Source organism: Streptomyces sp. NPDC033177, from assembly GCF_055577715.1.
The window spans coordinates 481,742-499,574 of sequence record NZ_JBVIPS010000007.1 but is presented as its reverse complement, the minus strand read 5'-3'; the positions used below and the strand labels follow the sequence as shown (position 1 = coordinate 499,574).

General features: G+C 70.1%; 14 protein-coding genes and 1 pseudogene. 11 read left to right on the top strand and 4 right to left on the bottom strand.

Annotated features, from left to right (window positions below; translation table 11 throughout):
- Positions 1-83 precede the first annotated feature (83 nt).
- The 3 genes from ACZ5U5_RS26055 (at position 84) to ACZ5U5_RS26045 (ending at position 3,389) form a co-directional block, all read left to right on the top strand.
- Positions 84-1,364, top strand: coding sequence for a glycosyltransferase family 4 protein (locus ACZ5U5_RS26055; RefSeq protein WP_469025977.1), 1,281 nt, complete (start codon positions 84-86; stop codon positions 1,362-1,364).
- Positions 1,361-2,236, top strand: a complete 876-nt coding sequence (locus ACZ5U5_RS26050) for a hypothetical protein (protein ID WP_469025974.1) — start codon at positions 1,361-1,363, stop codon at positions 2,234-2,236. The genes ACZ5U5_RS26055 and ACZ5U5_RS26050 overlap by 4 nt, the downstream gene beginning before the upstream one ends.
- Positions 2,237-2,318: 82 nt before the next feature.
- Entirely contained in the window at positions 2,319-3,389 is a 1,071-nt protein-coding gene (locus ACZ5U5_RS26045; protein ID WP_469025971.1) for a helix-turn-helix transcriptional regulator, read from the top strand.
- Position 3,390: 1 nt separating this feature from the next.
- Here the strand turns inward: ACZ5U5_RS26045 and ctaD are convergent.
- Positions 3,391-4,962: pseudogene (gene ctaD / locus ACZ5U5_RS26040) on the bottom strand (aa3-type cytochrome oxidase subunit I); the annotation flags it as partial.
- A gap of 417 nt (positions 4,963-5,379) precedes the next feature.
- Between ctaD and ACZ5U5_RS26035 the strand changes: the two are divergent.
- Positions 5,380-5,595 (top strand): I78 family peptidase inhibitor, encoded by a 216-nt coding sequence (locus ACZ5U5_RS26035; protein WP_469025969.1) that lies wholly within the window; start codon positions 5,380-5,382, stop codon positions 5,593-5,595.
- A 113-nt stretch (positions 5,596-5,708) separates the two neighbouring features.
- Here the strand turns inward: ACZ5U5_RS26035 and ACZ5U5_RS26030 are convergent, their stop codons facing one another.
- Together ACZ5U5_RS26030 and ACZ5U5_RS26025 are read right to left on the bottom strand one after the other, a co-directional pair.
- Positions 5,709-6,722: a phosphatase PAP2 family protein gene (locus ACZ5U5_RS26030; RefSeq protein ID WP_469025967.1), complete on the bottom strand. Its 1,014-nt coding sequence runs from the start codon at positions 6,720-6,722 to the stop codon at positions 5,709-5,711.
- 237 nt (positions 6,723-6,959) lie between these two features.
- A complete protein-coding gene (locus ACZ5U5_RS26025) occupies positions 6,960-8,150 on the bottom strand; it encodes a glycosyltransferase family 39 protein (protein WP_469025964.1) in 1,191 nt (396 codons plus the stop codon).
- A gap of 230 nt (positions 8,151-8,380) precedes the next feature.
- On the opposite strand from ACZ5U5_RS26025, the gene ACZ5U5_RS26020 reads away from it, so the two are divergent.
- Together ACZ5U5_RS26020 and ACZ5U5_RS26015 are read left to right on the top strand one after the other, a co-directional pair.
- The gene (locus tag ACZ5U5_RS26020; protein ID WP_469025961.1) at positions 8,381-10,006 is read left to right on the top strand and encodes an MFS transporter; all 1,626 of its coding nucleotides are present in this window, start codon (positions 8,381-8,383) and stop codon (positions 10,004-10,006) included.
- Positions 10,007-10,119: 113 nt separating this feature from the next.
- Positions 10,120-11,316, top strand: a complete 1,197-nt coding sequence (locus ACZ5U5_RS26015) for an acyl-CoA dehydrogenase family protein (protein WP_469025958.1) — start codon at positions 10,120-10,122, stop codon at positions 11,314-11,316.
- 13 nt (positions 11,317-11,329) lie between these two features.
- Here the strand turns inward: ACZ5U5_RS26015 and ACZ5U5_RS26010 are convergent, their stop codons facing one another.
- The gene (locus tag ACZ5U5_RS26010) at positions 11,330-11,773 is read right to left on the bottom strand and encodes a cell division protein SepF (RefSeq protein WP_467686985.1); all 444 of its coding nucleotides are present in this window, start codon (positions 11,771-11,773) and stop codon (positions 11,330-11,332) included.
- Between the two features lie 289 nt (positions 11,774-12,062).
- On the opposite strand from ACZ5U5_RS26010, the gene ACZ5U5_RS26005 reads away from it, so the two are divergent.
- The 5 genes from ACZ5U5_RS26005 (at position 12,063) to ACZ5U5_RS25985 (ending at position 17,784) form a co-directional block, all read left to right on the top strand.
- Positions 12,063-13,334, top strand: coding sequence for a DUF5685 family protein (locus ACZ5U5_RS26005; protein WP_469025955.1), 1,272 nt, complete (start codon positions 12,063-12,065; stop codon positions 13,332-13,334).
- A gap of 56 nt (positions 13,335-13,390) precedes the next feature.
- Positions 13,391-14,209, top strand: a complete 819-nt coding sequence (locus ACZ5U5_RS26000; RefSeq protein ID WP_469025952.1) for a DUF1684 domain-containing protein — start codon at positions 13,391-13,393, stop codon at positions 14,207-14,209.
- A 255-nt stretch (positions 14,210-14,464) separates the two neighbouring features.
- The gene (locus ACZ5U5_RS25995) at positions 14,465-15,364 is read left to right on the top strand and encodes a S1 family peptidase (RefSeq protein WP_469025949.1); all 900 of its coding nucleotides are present in this window, start codon (positions 14,465-14,467) and stop codon (positions 15,362-15,364) included.
- Between the two features lie 168 nt (positions 15,365-15,532).
- The gene (locus ACZ5U5_RS25990; RefSeq protein WP_469025947.1) at positions 15,533-16,423 is read left to right on the top strand and encodes a slipin family protein; all 891 of its coding nucleotides are present in this window, start codon (positions 15,533-15,535) and stop codon (positions 16,421-16,423) included.
- Positions 16,424-16,698: 275 nt separating this feature from the next.
- On the top strand, positions 16,699-17,784 hold the full coding sequence (locus tag ACZ5U5_RS25985; RefSeq protein WP_469025944.1) for a S1 family peptidase: 1,086 nt from the start codon (positions 16,699-16,701) through the stop codon (positions 17,782-17,784).
- The last annotated feature ends 49 nt before the right edge of the window (positions 17,785-17,833 follow it).

The window sequence follows — 17,833 nt, the reverse complement described above, 5'->3', positions numbered from 1 at the left end:
CCCTGTGCCCGTAATCCCCGTCTAACCCTGCGGTAGGCGGACGAGAAGGACTGTCCGCGGGGAAGCGTGGGATACGGGGACGCATGCATATTTCTTTCCTGATTCACAACGCGTACGGAATCGGCGGGACGATCCGGACGACGTACAACTTGGCGAACACCCTCGCCGAGCAGCACGACGTCGAAATCGTCTCCGTCTTCCGGCATCGCGACGAACCCGTGTTCGCGCCCGACTCCCGCGTCAGGCTCAGTCACCTCGTCGACATGCGCAAGGAAAGCCCCGGCTACGACGGGGAGGCCGCCGACGCCCTGCGGCCCGCAAGGACCTTCCCCAGCGCGGAAGGGCGCTACGACCAGTACAGCGCCCTCACCGACCGGCGCATCGCCGCGCACCTCTCCTCGGTCAGCGCCGATGTGGTGGTGGGAACGCGTCCCGGCCTGAACGTGCACCTCGCCCGCGAGACCGCGCGCGGCCCGCTGCGGGTCGGCCAGGAGCACCTCACCCTCGACAGCCACTCCAAGGAACTGCACCGTCAGCTGCGCAGCGTCTACCCCCGCCTCGACGTCCTGACCACGACGACCGAGGCGGACGCCCGCGCCTACCGCCGCAAGATGCGCCTGCCCGGAGTCCACGTCCAGGCCCTGCCCAACCCGGTGCCCGCGCCCGGCATAGAGCCCGCCGACGGCTCCCAGAAGTGGGTCGTCGCGGCGGGGCGGCTCACCCCCGTCAAGCGGTACGACCTGTTGATCCGCGCCTTCGACCAGGTGCGCGCCCAGCGCCCCGACTGGCGCCTTCGGATATACGGCGGCGGCAAACAGAAGGACAAGCTGCGCGCCCTGATCGACGAACTCGGGCTCTACAACCACGTCTTCCTGATGGGGCCCGCCCACCCCATCGAGCCCGAGTGGGCCAAGGGCTCCATCGCGGCGGTCACCTCCAGCCTCGAATCCTTCGGCATGACCATCGTCGAGGCGATGCGCTGCGGACTGCCCGTCGTCGCCACCGACTGCCCGCACGGGCCGGGCGAGATCATCGACAACGGTGTCGACGGGCGTCTCGTCGAGGTCGGCAACCCGGACGCGATCGCGGGCGGACTGCTCGAACTGATCAACAACGACACGCTCCGCCGGCGGATGGCGGGCGCCGCCCTGGAGGACTCCGAGCGCTTCGACCCGGTCCGCATCGCCGAGCGCTACGACGCGATGTTCACCGGGATGATCACCCGCGGCAGCTCCTTCGGCGGCCGGATGCGCGGCTCACTGCACCGCACCCGCGGCGCGCTCCTGAACGGCGCCTACGCGGTACGGGACATCGGACACGGGGTACCGGCCAGCGGCATACAGACGAAGGGATCCACCGCATGACGGCCTTGGCCACCTCGGACGCCTCATCGCCCTGCGACTCCGGTGCCGATCAGGACGTCGCCGCGGCCCCCCGCGCCGACTGCATCGCCGACTCCGCGGGCGGTCTGACCTTCGACGTCACCGACCCCGGTGGCCAGGGCGCGGCCTACCTGCTGCTGCGCCACCGCGACGCGGCGTCCACCGACGAGGACGTACGCCTTCCGCTGTCCCCGGCGGCCGACGGCCGGCTGCGGGCCGCGCTGCCCAGAAGCGTCGAGCTGGCCGAGGGCCGCTGGAACGCCTACGCGGAGGTCGGCGGCGCCACCCCGCGCCGTCTGGCGCCCGGCGTCAACGACCTGCGCTCGCTGGTGGACCGCGCCCCCAGCGGGGCCCGCGGCCACATCGACGTCCGCATTCCGTACGCGACCAAGCAGGGCAACCTCTCCGTACGCAGCTGGCTGCGCGCCCCGCACGCGGAGATCGGCGAGCTGGAGATCACCGGCCCCGCGGTGACCGCGCAGGGCCGCGTGTACGGCACCGCGCTGACCGGCGCCGCATACGCCGAGGCGACCCGCCGCGCCGAGCCCGACAAGGTCGAGCGGTACGAACTGACCGCGGACGGCGTGGAGTTCAGCTTCGGTCTGCGGTGCGACGTGCTCGCGGACAGCGGCGTGGGCCCCTGGGACCTCTGGCTGCGTCCGGCGGGGGAGAGCGGGCCGCGGGTCCGGCTCGCCCGGCTCCTCGACGACATCCCGGACAAGAAGCAGATCTTCACCTACCCGGCGGTCCGGCTCGACACGGCGGCGCACGGCCCGCTGGAGGCGGGGCCGTACTACACGAACGACAACGACCTCGCGATCCGGATCCGCGAGGCGAACACGGTCGAGGGCTGACCCAGAGATCCAGGGGCACGGCTCCAAGGACCGGCGCCATCGCGGACCGTGGCTGTCCGCGACGCCGGGCACAATCGGCCCCATGTTGGAGACCTCCGCACGACTGCTCCGCCTGCTCTCGCTGCTGCAGGCCCACCGCGACTGGTCGGGCGCGGACCTGGCCGACCGGCTCGGCGTCACCCCGCGCACCGTACGGCGTGACGTGGACCGCCTGCGCGAGCTCGGCTACCCCGTCAACGCCAGCCCCGGCACGGGCGGCGGCTACCAGCTCGGCGCGGGCGCGGAGCTGCCCCCGCTGCTCCTGGACGACGACGAGGCGGTCGCGGTGGCCGTCGGCCTGCGCACCGCAGCGGGGCAGGGCATCGAGGGCATCGGTGAGACCTCCGTACGCGCCCTGACCAAGCTGGAGCAGGTCCTGCCGAACAGGCTGCGACGCAGGGTGGGAGCGCTGACGGCGTACACCGTGCCCATGCTGCGGACCCCGCGGCAGCAGGCCGTCGACCCCTCCGTCCTGACCGAACTCGCCCACGCCTGCCGGGACGCGGAGCGCCTGCGCTTCGACTACCTCGACCACGGCGGCAGTTCGACCCGCCGCACTGTCGAACCGCACCGCATCGTCTGCACCGAGCGCCGCTGGTATCTCGTGGCCTGGGACGTGGACCGCGCCGACTGGCGCACGTTCCGCGCGGACCGCATCACGCCGAGGCCGCCGCACGGACCGCGCTTCGCGCCGCGCACCCCGCCCGCCGACGACCTCGCCGCTTACGTCTCCCGAGGCGTCTCCACACGTGGGTACGCCGCCCAGGCGGTGTTCCGGCTCCTGGTGCCCCTGGAGGAGGCGGCCCAGCGGGTCACCCCGTCGGATGGCACCCTGGAGGCCGAGACCGAGCACAGCTGTCTGTTGCGCACGGGTGCCATGAGCCTGGACGTCATGGTGATCCATGTGCTTCTGATGGGCTTCGAGTTCGAGGTCGTCGAGCCTGTGAACTTCACCGAGCGGATCAGCTCGGCGAGGGACCTCCTGAGCCGGGCCCTGGACCGGGGTGTTCGGTCTGCGGGTCCGGATACTGCGCCTGGCTCGGATGGAACGGCGCGTACTCCGGATGATGCAGGTCGAACGCCGGGGACTCGGAGCGGATCCGGGGCAGCGTGACGAAGTTGTGGCGCGGCGCCGGGCAGGCGGTGGCCCACTCCAGGGAGCGGCCGAAGCCCCAGGGGTCGTCGGTCTCGACCTTCTTGCCGTACTTGGCGGTCTTCCAGACGTTGTAGAGGAACGGCAGCGTGGACATGCCGAGCAGGAACGCCCCGATGGACGAGACGGTGTTGAGCGCCGTGAAGCCGTCCGCCGCCAGGTAGTCCGCGTAACGCCGTGGCATGCCCTCGGCGCCCAGCCAGTGCTGGACGAGGAACGTCACGTGGAAGCCGATGAAGAGCGTCCAGAAGTGGATCTTGCCGAGTCTCTCGTCGAGCATCTTCCCGGTGAGCTTGGGCCACCAGAAGTAGAAGCCGCCGAAGGTCGCGAAGACGACGGTGCCGAACACGACGTAGTGGAAGTGCGCCACGACGAAGTACGTGTCGGTGACGTGGAAGTCGAGGGGCGGCGAGGCCAGGATGACGCCGGTGAGCCCGCCGAAGAGGAAGCTCACCAGGAAGCCGACCGACCACAGCATCGGTGTCTCGAACGACAGCGACCCCTTGAGCATCGTCCCCGTCCAGTTGAAGAACTTCACGCCCGTGGGCACCGCGATGAGGAAGGACATGAAGGAGAAGAAGGGCAGCAGCACCGCGCCCGTCGCGAACATGTGGTGCGCCCACACGACGACGGAGAGCCCGGTGATGGCCATCGTCGCGCCGATCAGGGGCAGATAGCCGAAGATGGGCTTCCTGCTGAACACCGGGATGATCTCGGAGATGATCCCGAAGAACGGCAGGGCGATGATGTAGACCTCGGGATGCCCGAAGAACCAGAAGAGGTGCTGCCACAGCAGCGCGCCGCCGTTCTCCGAGGCGAAGACCATGGAGCCGAAGCGCCGGTCCGCCTCCAGGACGAGCAGCGCGGCGGCCAGGACGGGGAACGCGAGCAGCACCAGGATCGACGTGAACAGGACGTTCCAGGTGAAGACGGGCATCCGGAACATCGTCATCCCCGGCGCCCGCATCCCGATGATGGTCGTCAGGAAGTTCACCGAGCCGAGGATCGTGCCGAACCCGGAGAGCGCGAGGCCCATGATCCACAGGTCGGCGCCGATCCCCGGTGTCCGCTCCATGCTGTTGAGCGGCGCATAGGCGAACCAGCCGAACGAGGCAGGGCCGCTGGGCACCAGGAGCGAGCCGAGCACCATCAGGCCGCCGAAGAGGAACAGCCAGTACGACAGCATGTTGAGCCGGGGGAAGGCCACGTCAGGGGCGCCGATCTGCAGCGGCATGATCTCGTTGGCGAAGCCCGCGAACGTCGGTGTCGCGAACAGCAGCAGCATGATCGTGCCGTGCATGGTGAACGCCTGGTTGAACTCCTCGTTGGTCATCAGCTGCAGCCCGGGACGGGCCAGCTCGGCCCGCATCATCAGGGCCATCAGACCGGCGACGAGGAAGAACGCGAACGACGTGATCAGGTACAGGTGACCGATCTTCTTGTGGTCGGTGGTGGTCAGCCAGTCCACGAGCACCCGGCCCGGAGTCCTCTGCCGGACCGGCGGTGCCGCCGCGCTTGCGGTCTCAGTCCCCATCGCTCGCCCCTTCGCCGTCACGCCGCCGGTCCTGTTCGAAGCACCCGCCATGATGCTCGTGTCACCCCCGGATCCGACAGGGGGCGTACGGGCCCCGCTGTGCTGGAATCTTGAATTCCCTATGCGTCGTCACATCTCACCCGGCGCCCTGGATTCGGAAATGAGGGCGCGTGAAAAAGGTGAGTCGGTGACCTGTCCGCCGCGCTATTGAGGTGGTATCGGTGGCATCTCGAAGGGCCCGAGGTAAATCCGCTAATGGCAGGGGAACAACTCCGGAACCGCCCGTACGTGTGACGGAGTTAAGGGGAAACGGGCGTCGTGATCCTGTGACAGAAGCGTGACCGGAGAGGTACCGGTGACGCATGGTGTCCGGCTACGGCCTTCCGCGGCCGGGCCGCGCCGCCTAACGTGGCGGCCATGGCACCTATACCGACCCCTCCCGCCGAACCCCAGGACTCCTTGGACGCCTACGTCGGCCTCGCGGCCGACGGCGCCGAGACGCAGGCCCGTGAGCGCGGCTGGTCCACCGTCAGGGCGTTGCCGCCGGGCGCGATCATCACCATGGAGTACCTCGCGGGGCGGCTCAACTTCGAGGTCAAGGAAGGCGTCGTGGTCCGCTGCTGGAAGGGCTGACCCGCGGCGGGACGTGACCACGGCACGGCGAAAGGCCCCGGTTCCTGGACGGAACCGGGGCCTTCGCGATGCGGGGGATGGGTTGTGCGTACCGACCCCCGCGGTCTTCGGGGTCAGCCGCCCGCCACCGGGCGGGGTGACGTGGCGGCGCGTGTGCCGCGCTCTGTGTGCGGCGGGCGGCGGCTGCCCGCCGGGGTGACCGGGCTGCGCTCGGAGCGCGGTGTGTGCGGGCCCGGGGCGAGGTAGGCCGGGGCGCGGGCGGGGCGCGCGGCGCCGACCGGCTCGCGGAGCGGGGGCTCGTCGGCCGGTGCGGGCAGGGGCTGCGGAACCCTGGCCGGGGCGGGGGCGGCCGGTCCCGCGAGGCCGGTGCGACGGGAGCGCCACAGTTCCCGCAGGCTGAAGATCCAGCCCTCGACCTGGGTGAGCAACGGCTCCACCCAGGGCAGCGCCAGCAGGACGAGCAGGCCCGCGGCCCAGCCGAGGAAGACGTCGCTCAGCCAGTGCGTGCCGAGGTACACGGTGGTCAGGCCGACGCTGAGGGAGACCACGGCGGAGAGCGCCGACAAGTAGCGGCGGGTACGCGGGGTGGAGGCCATATAGGCCAGGATTCCCCAGGTCACGACGGCGTTGGCGGTGTGGCCGGAGGGGAATATATCGCCGCCGAGCCACATCTCGTTGGCGCCGATCGTGGTCGCGTAGTGCGGGCCGAGGCGGCCCATGCCGATCTTGGCGGCGCCGACCGTGACGTTCAGGAGCAGCAGGGCGGCGCCGAACGTCAGGAGCGGGCGGATCGTGTGCTGACGCCAGGAGCGCCAGCCCAGCCATGCCGCGACCATCACGGCGGTCGGGCCGCGCTGGCCGAGGACCACCCAGTAGTCGAGGAAGGCGTGGATCTCGGGCCACTGCTGGTAGGGCCGGAAGAACATGACCTGCCAGTCGAACCGCACCAGCCACGACGTGGTCAGCACGGCGACCACGATCGCGAGGTAGAAGGCCAGGGTCGCGCTGAAGAGCACGATCCTGTGCCTGCTCATCCTCGGCAGATCGAGGCCGGCCGGTCGTTCCGGCTCACGGTCGAGCCGGGCGAAGACCCGGTCCAGACGGGTGAGGTTTCGTTCGGTACGCACCCAATCGACGTTACAGCGAGTGAGTGAGGGACTAGGCCGAATCAGTGGCTTTGTGATGACGATGTGATGTGGCATTGATCTCAGGCGGGGGTTTATTCCTGCGGTTTCCCTATTCCGAGATCGGGCCCTTACCGAATTCGTTGATCATTGGCGCGGTCGTTTTATGGCCCTTATTAATTCGTTCACCGGGGGCTGGTGCGGAATTTCCCGGCCGCTCACCGGGAGCCCCGAAAACGATCATGGCGGACCCGAGCCGTTCAGCCAGAACGCCCCGTACACCGCGCTCACCGCTGCCACCGCCCCGAGCACCGGCGCCGACCTGGACGTACGCAGTTCGGCGAGCGCCACAGCGAGGGGCAGGAGCAAGGGGAAGGCGGGCAGCAGGAGGCGCGGCTTCGAGCCGAAATAGCCCGCGGCGCACAGCGCGAGCGCCACGACGATCCCGCCGTACACGAGGAGCGGCAGCGGCTGCTTCTGCCGTACGCCGACGACGTACAGCCAGACCACCAGGGCGACCCCGACGATCAGACCGACCCCCGCGAGGGCCCCGGGGAAGCCGGTGAACTGGTCGCCGACGAAGCGGGCGAAGGCGTAGCCGAAGTCGAAGCCGTTGCCCCAGCCGGCCTGGACGTCGAGATAGCCGAGGATGCCGTCGCCGGTGCGGTGGCCGACCCACAGGACATAGCCCGCGGCGCCGAGCGGGGCGAGTACCACCCCGAGGATCAAGCGGAGGTCCATGCGCTGGTCCCTGCGCGGGTCCTGCTTGCGGTCCCGGTACAGGCGGACGGCGGCCGTCACCCAGATCGCGGCGACCACCGCGGCGCCGACCGGCCGGGTCAGGCCCGCGAAGGAGGCCAGTACGCCCGCCCACACCCAGCGTCCGGTGAGCACCGCGTACAGCGACCAGGCCGCGAGCGCCGTGAACAGTGACTCGCTGTACGCCATCGACTGCACGATGCCGACCGGGAGCACCGCCCACAGCGCGACCGCGCAGACACCGGCCCGGCGCCCGTACAGATGGTCGGCGATCGCGAAGATCCCCGCGGCGGCGCAGAGCGAGGCGAGCCAGCTCACCACCAGGCCGGCATCGGCGTACGACAAGGGGCTGATCGCCGAGACGAGACGCTCCAGCCAGGGAAGGAGCGGGAAGAACGCGAGGTTCGAGTGGACGCTGCCGTCCGGGAGCGTCACCTCCCAGCCGTAGCCGTGCTCGGCGACGCGGGTGTACCAGAGCGAGTCCCAGCGGGCGGTGAGCAGCGTGTGGGCGCTCTTTCCCGCGGCCGCGCTCCAGATGGCGAGCACCGCGAGCCCCAGGGCACGCACCCCGGCGTAGACGAGCAGCGCGGGCGCCGCACGGCGCAGCGCGGCGCGCGCACGCGCACGGGCGCCGGGGGACGGCGGGGGCGGGCGTTGGTCCAGGTCGGTCACGGGCTCGATTATCGGCGCAGGCGGGAACCGGCCACCCTGGCGGGGGCGTGGTCCATGCGTGTGCAGCGTGGCGTATGCCACACCGTCTCCGCTCAACCGTGAGAGGTCCGCCACGCGCCACAGCCGTGAACTCGCGTACTCTGGCGGCTCACTCGCCTTTCGTTGCCGCCAGCTGGGAGATCACGTCCCGCGGGGCCGCCGATGCGAGGGATCACTGGGAGGTATCGCACATGTCGGGTTCAACCACGGCCACCGCTCCTTCCGGCCGTCGGGTACCCGGGTCGCAGGGCGGCGCCAACCGCTGGCTGGTGCTCGTAGTCCTCTGCGTAAGCCTGTTGCTCGTCGCCGTCGACGCCACCGTTCTGCACGTGGCAGTGCCCGCCGTCACCGAGGACCTGAAGCCCGGTGGCATCGAGCTGCTGTGGATCGTGGACGTCTATCCGCTGGTCTGCGCCTCGCTGCTCATCCTCTTCGGCACGCTCGGTGACCGTGTGGGCCGCAGACGGGTGCTGCTCCTCGGGTACGCCCTCTTCGGCGTGGCCTCGGCCGTGGCGGCCATGGCGGACAACGCCCAGGTGCTGATCGCGGCCCGCGCCCTGCTCGGCGTCGGCGGCGCGATGATCATGCCGGCGACGCTCTCGATCCTCCGCCAGGTCTTCCCCGACCGGCGTGAGCGCGCGGTCGCCATCGGTGTCTGGAGCGCCGTGGCCGGAATCGGCGCGGCGGGCGGCCCGCTGCTCGGCGGATTCCTCCTCGAGCACTTCTGGTGGGGCTCGGTCTTCCTGATAAACATTCCGCTGATGCTGGTCAGCCTGCCCATCGGGCGTCTGCTGCTCCCCGAGTCGACGGGTGATCGCGACGGGCCGTGGGACGTGGTCGGCGCGCTGATGGCCGCGGGCGGCCTCTTCGGCATCGTGTTCGCGGTGAAGCGGGCGGGCGGCGGCGAGTCGCCGTTCGGCATGACCACCCTTCTCTCGTTCTTCCTGGGCGCGGCCCTCCTGGTCGGCTTCGTCCGCAGGCAGCGGCGGCGCAAGCATCCGCTCATCGACCTCTCGATGTTCGCGCGGCCCGCCTTCAGCACCTCGCTGGGCTGCATCGTGCTCGCGATGCTCGCCCTGGTGGGCCTCGAACTGGTCGCGGCACAGTATCTGCAGCTGGTGCTCGGCCTCTCCCCGCTGGAGACCGGCATGCGGCTCGTGCCGCTCACCGTCGCCGCGATGGCCGCGGGCCTCGCCGGATCGAAGCTCCTGCACCGCTTCGGCCCGCGCACGATGGTCGCCTCCGGCTTCACCCTCACCGCGGTGGCCGTGCTGGTGCTCACCGGCCTGGGCGACGAGGTCAACGACCCACTGCTGCTCCTCAGCTTCGTGCTGCTCGGCCTCGGCCTGCAGACCACGCTCTTCGGTTCGTACGAGTCGATGCTCAGCGAGGCGCCCCAGTCGCAGGCGGGCGGTGCTGCCGCGATCGGCGAGACCTCGTACCAGCTGGGCGCAGGCATCGGCATCGCCCTGCTCGGCAGCGTCATGAACGCCGCGTACGCGCCGGGCCTCTCGTCCGTGCGGGGCGTGCCGGCCGAGGAGAGCGCCGCCGCGAGCCACTCGCTCGGCGAGGCGTACGAGGTCGCTTCGAGTCTCGGTGGCGGGGCGGGCGCGGCACTGCGCGACGCCGCACGCGAGTCCTTCGTGCACGGGCTGCACGTGACGCTGCTTGTCAGCGCCGGGCTGCTGCTGCTCGGTGCGCTGATGGCGCTCAAGCTGCCGCGGACCATGGAGTGCGGGACGCCTGCGGCGCAGCTCGACCAGGGGGTCCCGGCGCCCCGGAGCGAGGCGGAGGTCCCGGCGGAATCCCTCCGCTGAGGTGCTTCCGCGGCCTTCGGCCGGGGAATTCCCCCACCCGCCAGCCCTTGGTACCGTCAACGCGAGCCGTAAGTAACTACCACTGCTAGTTTTTGCGCCGCCGGAGGCCCGAGATGTCCGCACGCAGCCGCATGCCCCTGCCGCCCTTCGACCCCACCGACCCCCTCGGCATCGACGATCTCCTGGAGCCGGAGGACCTCGCGATCCGCGGGACCGTCCGCACCTGGGCGGCCGACCGCGTCCTGCCGCACATCGCCGACTGGTACGAGAAGGGCGAGCTGCCCGGCATCCGCGAGCTCGCCCGGGAGCTCGGCTCGATCGGCGCGCTCGGCATGTCCCTGGAGGGCTACGGCTGCGCCGGGGCGACCTCCGTCCAGTACGGGCTCGCCTGCCTGGAGCTGGAGGCCGCCGACTCCGGCATCCGCTCGCTGGTCTCCGTGCAGGGCTCCCTCGCCATGTACGCCATCCACCGCTTCGGCTCCGAGGAGCAGAAGCAGCGCTGGCTGCCCGGCATGGCCGCGGGCGAGATCATCGGCTGCTTCGGCCTGACCGAGCCCGACCACGGCTCCGACCCGGCGTCCATGCGCACCTTCGCCAAGAAGGACGGCACCGACTGGGTGCTCACCGGGCGCAAGATGTGGATCACCAACGGTTCGGTGGCCGGGGTCGCCGTGGTCTGGGCGCACACCGACGACGGGATCAGGGGTTTCGTCGTCCCCACCGAGACCCCCGGCTTCTCGGCGCCCGAGATCAAGCACAAGTGGTCGCTGCGGGCGAGCGTCACCAGTGAGCTGGTGCTTGACGAGGTACGGCTGCCCGCCGACGCGGTGCTTCCCGAGGTCACCGGGCTCAAGGGCCCGCTGAGCTGTCTCTCCCACGCGCGCTACGGCATCGTCTGGGGAGCCATGGGCGCCGCCCGCTCCTCCTTCGAGGCGGCCGTCGAGTACTCCAAGACCCGCGAGCAGTTCGGCAGGCCCATCGGCGGCTTCCAGCTCACCCAGGCCAAGCTCGCCGACATGGCGGTCGAGCTGCACAAGGGCATCCTGCTCGCGCATCACCTCGGCCGGCGTCTGGACGCGGGCCGGCTCCGTCCCGAACAGGTCAGCTTCGGCAAGCTCAACAACGTGCGAGAGGCGATCGAGATCTGCCGCACGTCCCGGACGATTTTGGGCGCCAACGGGATCTCGCTGGAGTACCCCGTGATGCGGCATGCGACGAATCTCGAGTCGGTGCTCACCTATGAGGGCACCGTCGAGATGCATCAACTCGTGTTGGGCAAGGCGCTCACCGGCCTTGACGCCTTCCGGTGAGCGGCCTCGCCCGCTAGCTCTGGTTGAAGAAGCCGTCCGCCGGACGGCTCCGGGCCTCCCCGTTGACGATGTTCGTGTCGGCGGGGCTGAGCAGGAAGACCCGCGTCGCCACGCGCTCGATGGAGCCGCGCAGTCCGAACGTCAGGCCCGCCGCGAAGTCCACGACGCGCTTGGCGTCGCCGGGCTCCATCGACGTGAGGTTGATGATGACCGGGACACCGTCCCGGAAGAGTTCGCCGATGCCGCGTGCGTCCCGGAAACTGTCCGGGGTCACGGTCCCGATCCGGCGCCCTTCCTCTTCGGCGGCCTCGGCGACCACCCGCACCCGCGGGTCGGTCACCCAGGCTTCGCCGGGCCCCTCGGCCCCGTCGTCGTCGTAGCCGTCGTAGTAACGCTCGTCATTGTTGTTGTCGTCGACGAGGCCAAGCCAGGCACTCGCCTTGCGCACCGATCCCATGGACGCCTCCTCTCACAGCGGGCTTTCTGCGTTCCCTGTCCCCATGTTCGTCCATGATGCGGATAGTGCGCCAAGTGGATAGTCGCCGCGCGGGGTTTTCGTGACGGTACTGGTGCAGAGTCAACACGCCGTGACGCGTGATTCCCCAAGGGTCCAGCTGTGTACGGCTGCTGACAGTGAGTGAAATATGATTCTTCACGGCGTATGGGTGACGACCAGTGCGTACGGGTGAACGGACCCCTCGATACCATGCCCGAGTTGATCGACAACAGGCTCACGGGGGAGTCGCATGTTCGGAATCGTCAGGCCCTGCAGCCATCGTCTGGGCGAAGGGCTCAAAACGCAATGGATGGCGCACCTCTGCGGCCTCTGTCTCGCGCTGCGCGGTGATCACGGGCAGTTCGCCCGCGTCGTGACGAACTACGACGGCCTGATCATCTCGGTTCTGACGGAGGCTCAGGCGCAGGAGTCGACGGGGTGGCGCCGCACCGCGGGCCCCTGCCCGCTGCGCGGCATGCGCACCGCGTCCGTCGCGCAGGGCGAGGGCGCACGGCTCGCCGCCGCGGTCTCGCTGGTGCTCGCGTCGGCGAAGGTGCGCGACCACGTCGTGGACGGGGACGGCCTCTTGGCGCGCAGGCCGGTGGCCGCCGCCGCCCGCAAGGTCGCACGGAGCTGGGACCGGGCCGGCGCCCGCACCGGCGCCGACGTGGGATTCGACACGGCTGTCCTGCTCGACGCCGTCGAACGGCAGGTCGGCATCGAGGGCTTGGCGGGCCCCGGCACCTCCCTGCTCACGGTCACCGAGCCGACCGAGACCGCGACCGCCGCGGCCTTCGCGCACACCGCCGTCATCGCGGGCAGGCCGGGCAACGCAGAGCCGCTCGCCGAGGCCGGGCGGCTCTTCGGCAGGCTCGCGCATCTCCTGGATGCCGTGGAGGACAAGGAAGCTGACGCCGCGTCGGGCGCCTGGAACCCCCTGACGGCCACGGGCACCAGCCTCGCCGAGGCCCGGCGCCTCGCCGACGACGCCCTGCACGGCATACGCCTCGCGCTGCGCGAAGCCGAATTCACCGACGGCAAGCTCGCCCACCTGCTGCTCGCGCATGAGCTGGGGCGTTCGGTGGACCGCGCTTTCGGGACCGACGCGTGCGGACACCCGCATGAGGTGACGGCCCATCAGGGCGGCTCCTTCGGACCGCCGCCGGGCGGGCCCTACGATCAGCAGGGCGGGGCATACGGCAGCGGCAATCCGTACGGAGGCAGCAATCCGTACGGGGGCGGGGCGCCCGGTGGCCCTGTCGGTCCCGGCGGTCCAGGTGGGCCCGGCGGGTTCGGGGGAGGGCCCGGGTTCGAGCCGCAGCCGCCGAAGCCGGGCAAACGGGGCTTCTGGGCGGGGTGCGCGGTCGCCATCGGGCTCTGCTGCACCTGCAAGCTGTGCTGTGCCGATTCGTACGAGGGCCCCTGGTCCCGCAAGAGGCGGGAGGGCTGCTGCAGCAACTGCGGCGACAACGGATGCTGCTCCTGTTGCGAGTGCTGCTCCTGCTGCGACTGCGGTCTTTAGGGGCCACCGACCCGGCCGTCCGGGTTCTCGCGAACCCGTATGGAAGGGTTGATCACATGACCACGGACGCATCGACGGACGCAGCACGCGACTGGAAGCACTGGCACGAGCAGCGGGTGCGGACGGTGTCCGCGCCCTACGGCCCGCTCTCCCTCACCGGAACCCACTGGCTCGCGGATTACCCGGATGGATCGCTTCCGGACATCCCCGGGCGCTGGACCGAGGCGGGCGACGAGATCGTCCTGACCGCCGACGTCGGTGCCGGGCTCACCCTGGACGGGCAGTCGTTCACCGGCGAGGTCCGCCTCGCCGCCGACCCCGGCCCGGTCGCCGCGGCCCGCGTCGGGCACGGCGACCGCCGCCTGGTCGTGCTGCGCCGCGAAGGTCTGTGGGCGGTACGCGACTTCGACCCGGAGTCCGCCACGCGCCGTGCCTTCAAGGGCATCGAGGCCACGGAGTACGACGACCGCTGGGCCGCGCCGGGGTGCTTCACGCCGTACGCCGCCGAGAGCACCACCGACGGGGTGCGCACCGTCCGGGTCGGCAACGCGGACGGGGTGGAGCGAGGCCTCGGTCTCGGGGGTGAGCTGGCCTTCGACCTGGCCGGAAAGGAGCACACGCTCCAGGTGTCGGTGGAGGGCGACGGCTCATTGTGGGCGGTCTTCGCCGACGCGAGCAGCGGGGTGTCCAGCTACCGGTTCCGGTTCCTGCGGCCCGCCGCTCCGGACGCCGAAGGGCGCACGACGGTGGACTTCAACCGCGCGCTTCTTCCCCCGTGCGCCTTCGCCGACCACTTCATCTGCCCCTTCCCGCCCCCGGGGAACACCCTCGACGCCGACATCGCCGCGGGAGAGCGGAACCTGATCGGCAGCTGACACGTCAGAGGCAAGCCGATGACCCGAGCCCCGATGGCGTACGACAGACATGTCAGCCGTCGGGGCCGGCCGCCGTGTACCCCGCCGACGGCCGAAAGGCGCCCTTGTGCGCGATGTCCTTGGCCCGAATACTCCCGAGCAGCGCTTGTCAGGGGCACGGCGTAACCGGAATCCGGCTTGCCTTTTGTCTCTTGGCTGCGCCTCACGGGCCCCAACCCACCGGGCCCACTGACTTCCCCTCGGGAGGAACAACAAGTGAGGAACAAGCGCACCACCCCCCGCAGCGGCATAGCGAGACGTACTCGTCTGCTCGCCGTGGCCACCGGACTCGTGGCCGTCGGCGCGCTCGCCGTCCCCGCCGCGAACGCCAATGACGTCACCACCTTCAGCTCGGCGCAGCTCACCAAGGCGAGCGACGCGGTGCTCGACGCGGATGTCGCAGGCACCGCATGGAGTGTCGACAAGGCGACGAACCGTCTGGTCGTCACCGCCGACAGCACCGTCTCCAAGGCCGAGATCGCCAAGATCAAGGAGGCGGCCGGCGGCAACGCGGGCGCCCTCAAGGTCGAACGCACCCCCGGCAAGTTCAGCAAGCTGATCTCCGGCGGCGACGCGATCTACGCGTCGAGCTGGCGCTGCTCGCTCGGCTTCAACGTCCGCAGCGGCAGCACCTACTACTTCCTCACCGCAGGGCACTGCACCGACGGCGCGGGCACCTGGTGGGCCAACTCCGCGAAGACCACGGTGCTCGGCACCACGCACGGCTCCAGCTTCCCGACCAACGACTACGGCATCGTCAGGTACACCAACACCTCGATCACCAAGTCGGGCACGGTCGGCAGCCAGGACATCACCAGCGCGGGCAACGCCACCGTGGGCCAGAACGTGACCCGGCGCGGCTCCACCACCGGCACCCACAGCGGCAGGGTCACCGGCCTGAACGCGACCGTCAACTACGGCGGCGGTGACGTCGTCTACGGCATGATCAAGACCACGGTCTGCGCCGAGCCCGGCGACAGCGGCGGTCCGCTCTACGCGGGGACCAAGGCCCTCGGCCTCACCTCGGGCGGCAGCGGCAACTGCTCCTCGGGCGGCACGACCTTCTTCCAGCCGGTCACCGAGGCGCTGAGCCGGTACGGCGTGAGCGTCTACTGATCCACGTACGTCACTGATCCACGTACGGCCAGTTCGCAGCCAGCGGCTGAGGAGAGCCCCCGTCCGGCAGTCCGGGCGGGGGCTCTCTCCTGTCTCCCTTTGTTCGCCCTGCGGCGCTACCTTCGAAGTGCACGCCCAACACGCCCAATTCGGACCCTGGGGGCCGGCATGGTCGAGGAGCTGGTGGCGGCGGGAGTGGCCGTCGGATGTGCCGGAGCGGTCTATGTGATGGCCGCGGCGCGTGTGGTCAAACAGTACGAACGGGGCGTGGTGCTCCGGCTGGGGAAGCTGCAGCGCTCGGTGCGCAGCCCAGGGTTCACGATGATCGTGCCGTTCGTCGACCGGCTCCGCAAAGTGAACATGCAGATCGTCACGATGCCGGTCCCGGCGCAGGACGGCATCACCCGGGACAACGTCACCGTGCGCGTGGACGCGGTCATCTACTTCAAGGTGATCGATGCCGCCGAGGCCGTCGTCCAGGTGGAGGACTACCGCTTCGCCGTCTCACAAATGGCGCAGACGTCGCTGCGTTCGATCATCGGCAAGAGCGATCTGGACGATCTGCTCTCCAACAGGGAGAAACTCAACCAAGGCCTTGAGTTGATGATCGACTCCCCCGCCATGGGCTGGGGCGTGCAGATCGACCGGGTCGAGATCAAGGACGTGTCGCTCCCGGAGACGATGAAGCGCTCGATGGCGCGGCAGGCCGAGGCCGACCGCGAGCGGCGGGCCCGCGTGATCAACGCGGACGCCGAGCTGCAGGCCTCCAAGAAGCTGGCCGAGGCCGCGCACCAGATGTCGGAGGAACCGGCCGCGCTGCAGCTGCGGTTGCTGCAGACCGTGGTAGCCGTCGCCGCCGAGAAGAACTCGACCCTCGTCCTGCCCTTCCCCGTGGAACTCCTGCGTTTTTTGGAGCGGGCCCAGCAGCCGGCCGCGACCATCAGCGAGCCTCCCGCGGCGACCGAGCCTCCCGTCGTCGCGCTGCCGGATTTCGGTGCTCCGGATTCAGAAGCCGGTGAGCGGGACGCGCCAGGAGCGTCGAAAACCGGACAGGACTAGTCCTTACCCGCTGCCGATCACCCGCTCGCAGGCGGTGTTTGCAGCGGGAACCGACGTGGTGAGACCGGCGTCGGTGAAGACCCGGGGAGCGCGCGGTGTTCGTCGCGTGCGCGTCCTGAAGTAGACCTTGTGTGCTACCGGGCGGTATCGGGATAGTGGGCCGCACCCTTTGGCATGGACGCGGCTTTCGCAGCGTGTGCGACTCCGTGCCGGTACGCCTTCCGGTCCCCAGGTCCCCACACCGAACGGGCCGACCCCCCACAGGAGGACGTGACTTGAAGCACCGACGCATATCCAAGCGACGTGCAGCCGTGGCAGGTGCGGGCATCACCGCACTGATCGCCGCCGGAATCACCTTCCAGACTGCGAACGCGAGTGAGAGTGCCCCGACCCCCACGCCGGACACCCTCTCGGTCGCGAAGGCCGGAAAGCTCGCCTCGTCCCTCGGCAAGGACCTCGGCCTGGACGCGGCAGGCTCGTACTACGACGCCAAGGCCAAGAACCTCGTCGTGAACGTCCTCGACAAGAGCGCGGCCGACGCCGTCGAGTCGGCGGGAGCCAAGGCGAGAGTCGTCGAGAACTCCCTGGCCGAGCTGAAGAGCGCCCGGACGACGCTGAGCGACAAGGCGTCGATCCCCGGCACCTCGTGGGCGGTCGACCCGGCCACCAACAAGGTCGTCGTCACGGCGGACCGCACGGTCAAGGGTGCCCAGCTCGACAAGCTCGGCGCGGTCGTGAAGAAGCTCGGCTCCAAGGCCGAACTCCAGCACAGCAAGGGGGAGTTCAAGCCCTTCATCGCAGGTGGCGACGCCATCTGGGGTGGCGGGAGCCGCTGCTCGCTCGGCTTCAACGTGGTCAAGGACGGCGCTCCGCACTTCCTGACCGCGGGCCACTGCACCGAGGCGGTGACCAGCTGGTCGGAGGAGCAGGGCGGCCCGGCCATCGGTGAGAACGCGGGCTCCAGCTTCCCCGAGAACGACTACGGCATCGTCAAGTACAGCGGCGACACCGCGCACCCGAGCGAGGTGAACCTCTACAACGGCTCGACGCAGGCCATCACCAAGGCGGGCGACGCGACCGTCGGTCAGAAGGTGCAGCGCAGCGGCTCGACCACGCAGCTGCACGACGGCACGGTCACCGGTCTCGACGCCACCGTGAACTACGGCAACGGCGACGTCGTCAACGGACTCATCCAGACCGATGTCTGCGCCGAGCCCGGTGACAGCGGCGGCGCGCTCTTCGCGGGTGACACCGCGCTGGGTCTCACCTCCGGCGGCAGCGGTGACTGCAGCGCCGGCGGAGAGACGTTCTTCCAGCCGGTGCCGGAAGCGCTGTCCGCCTACGGCGCGGAAATCGGCTGACCCTTCGGGTAGCTCGACAGGAAGTCCCGGTCCCACCCCTGCGAGAGCG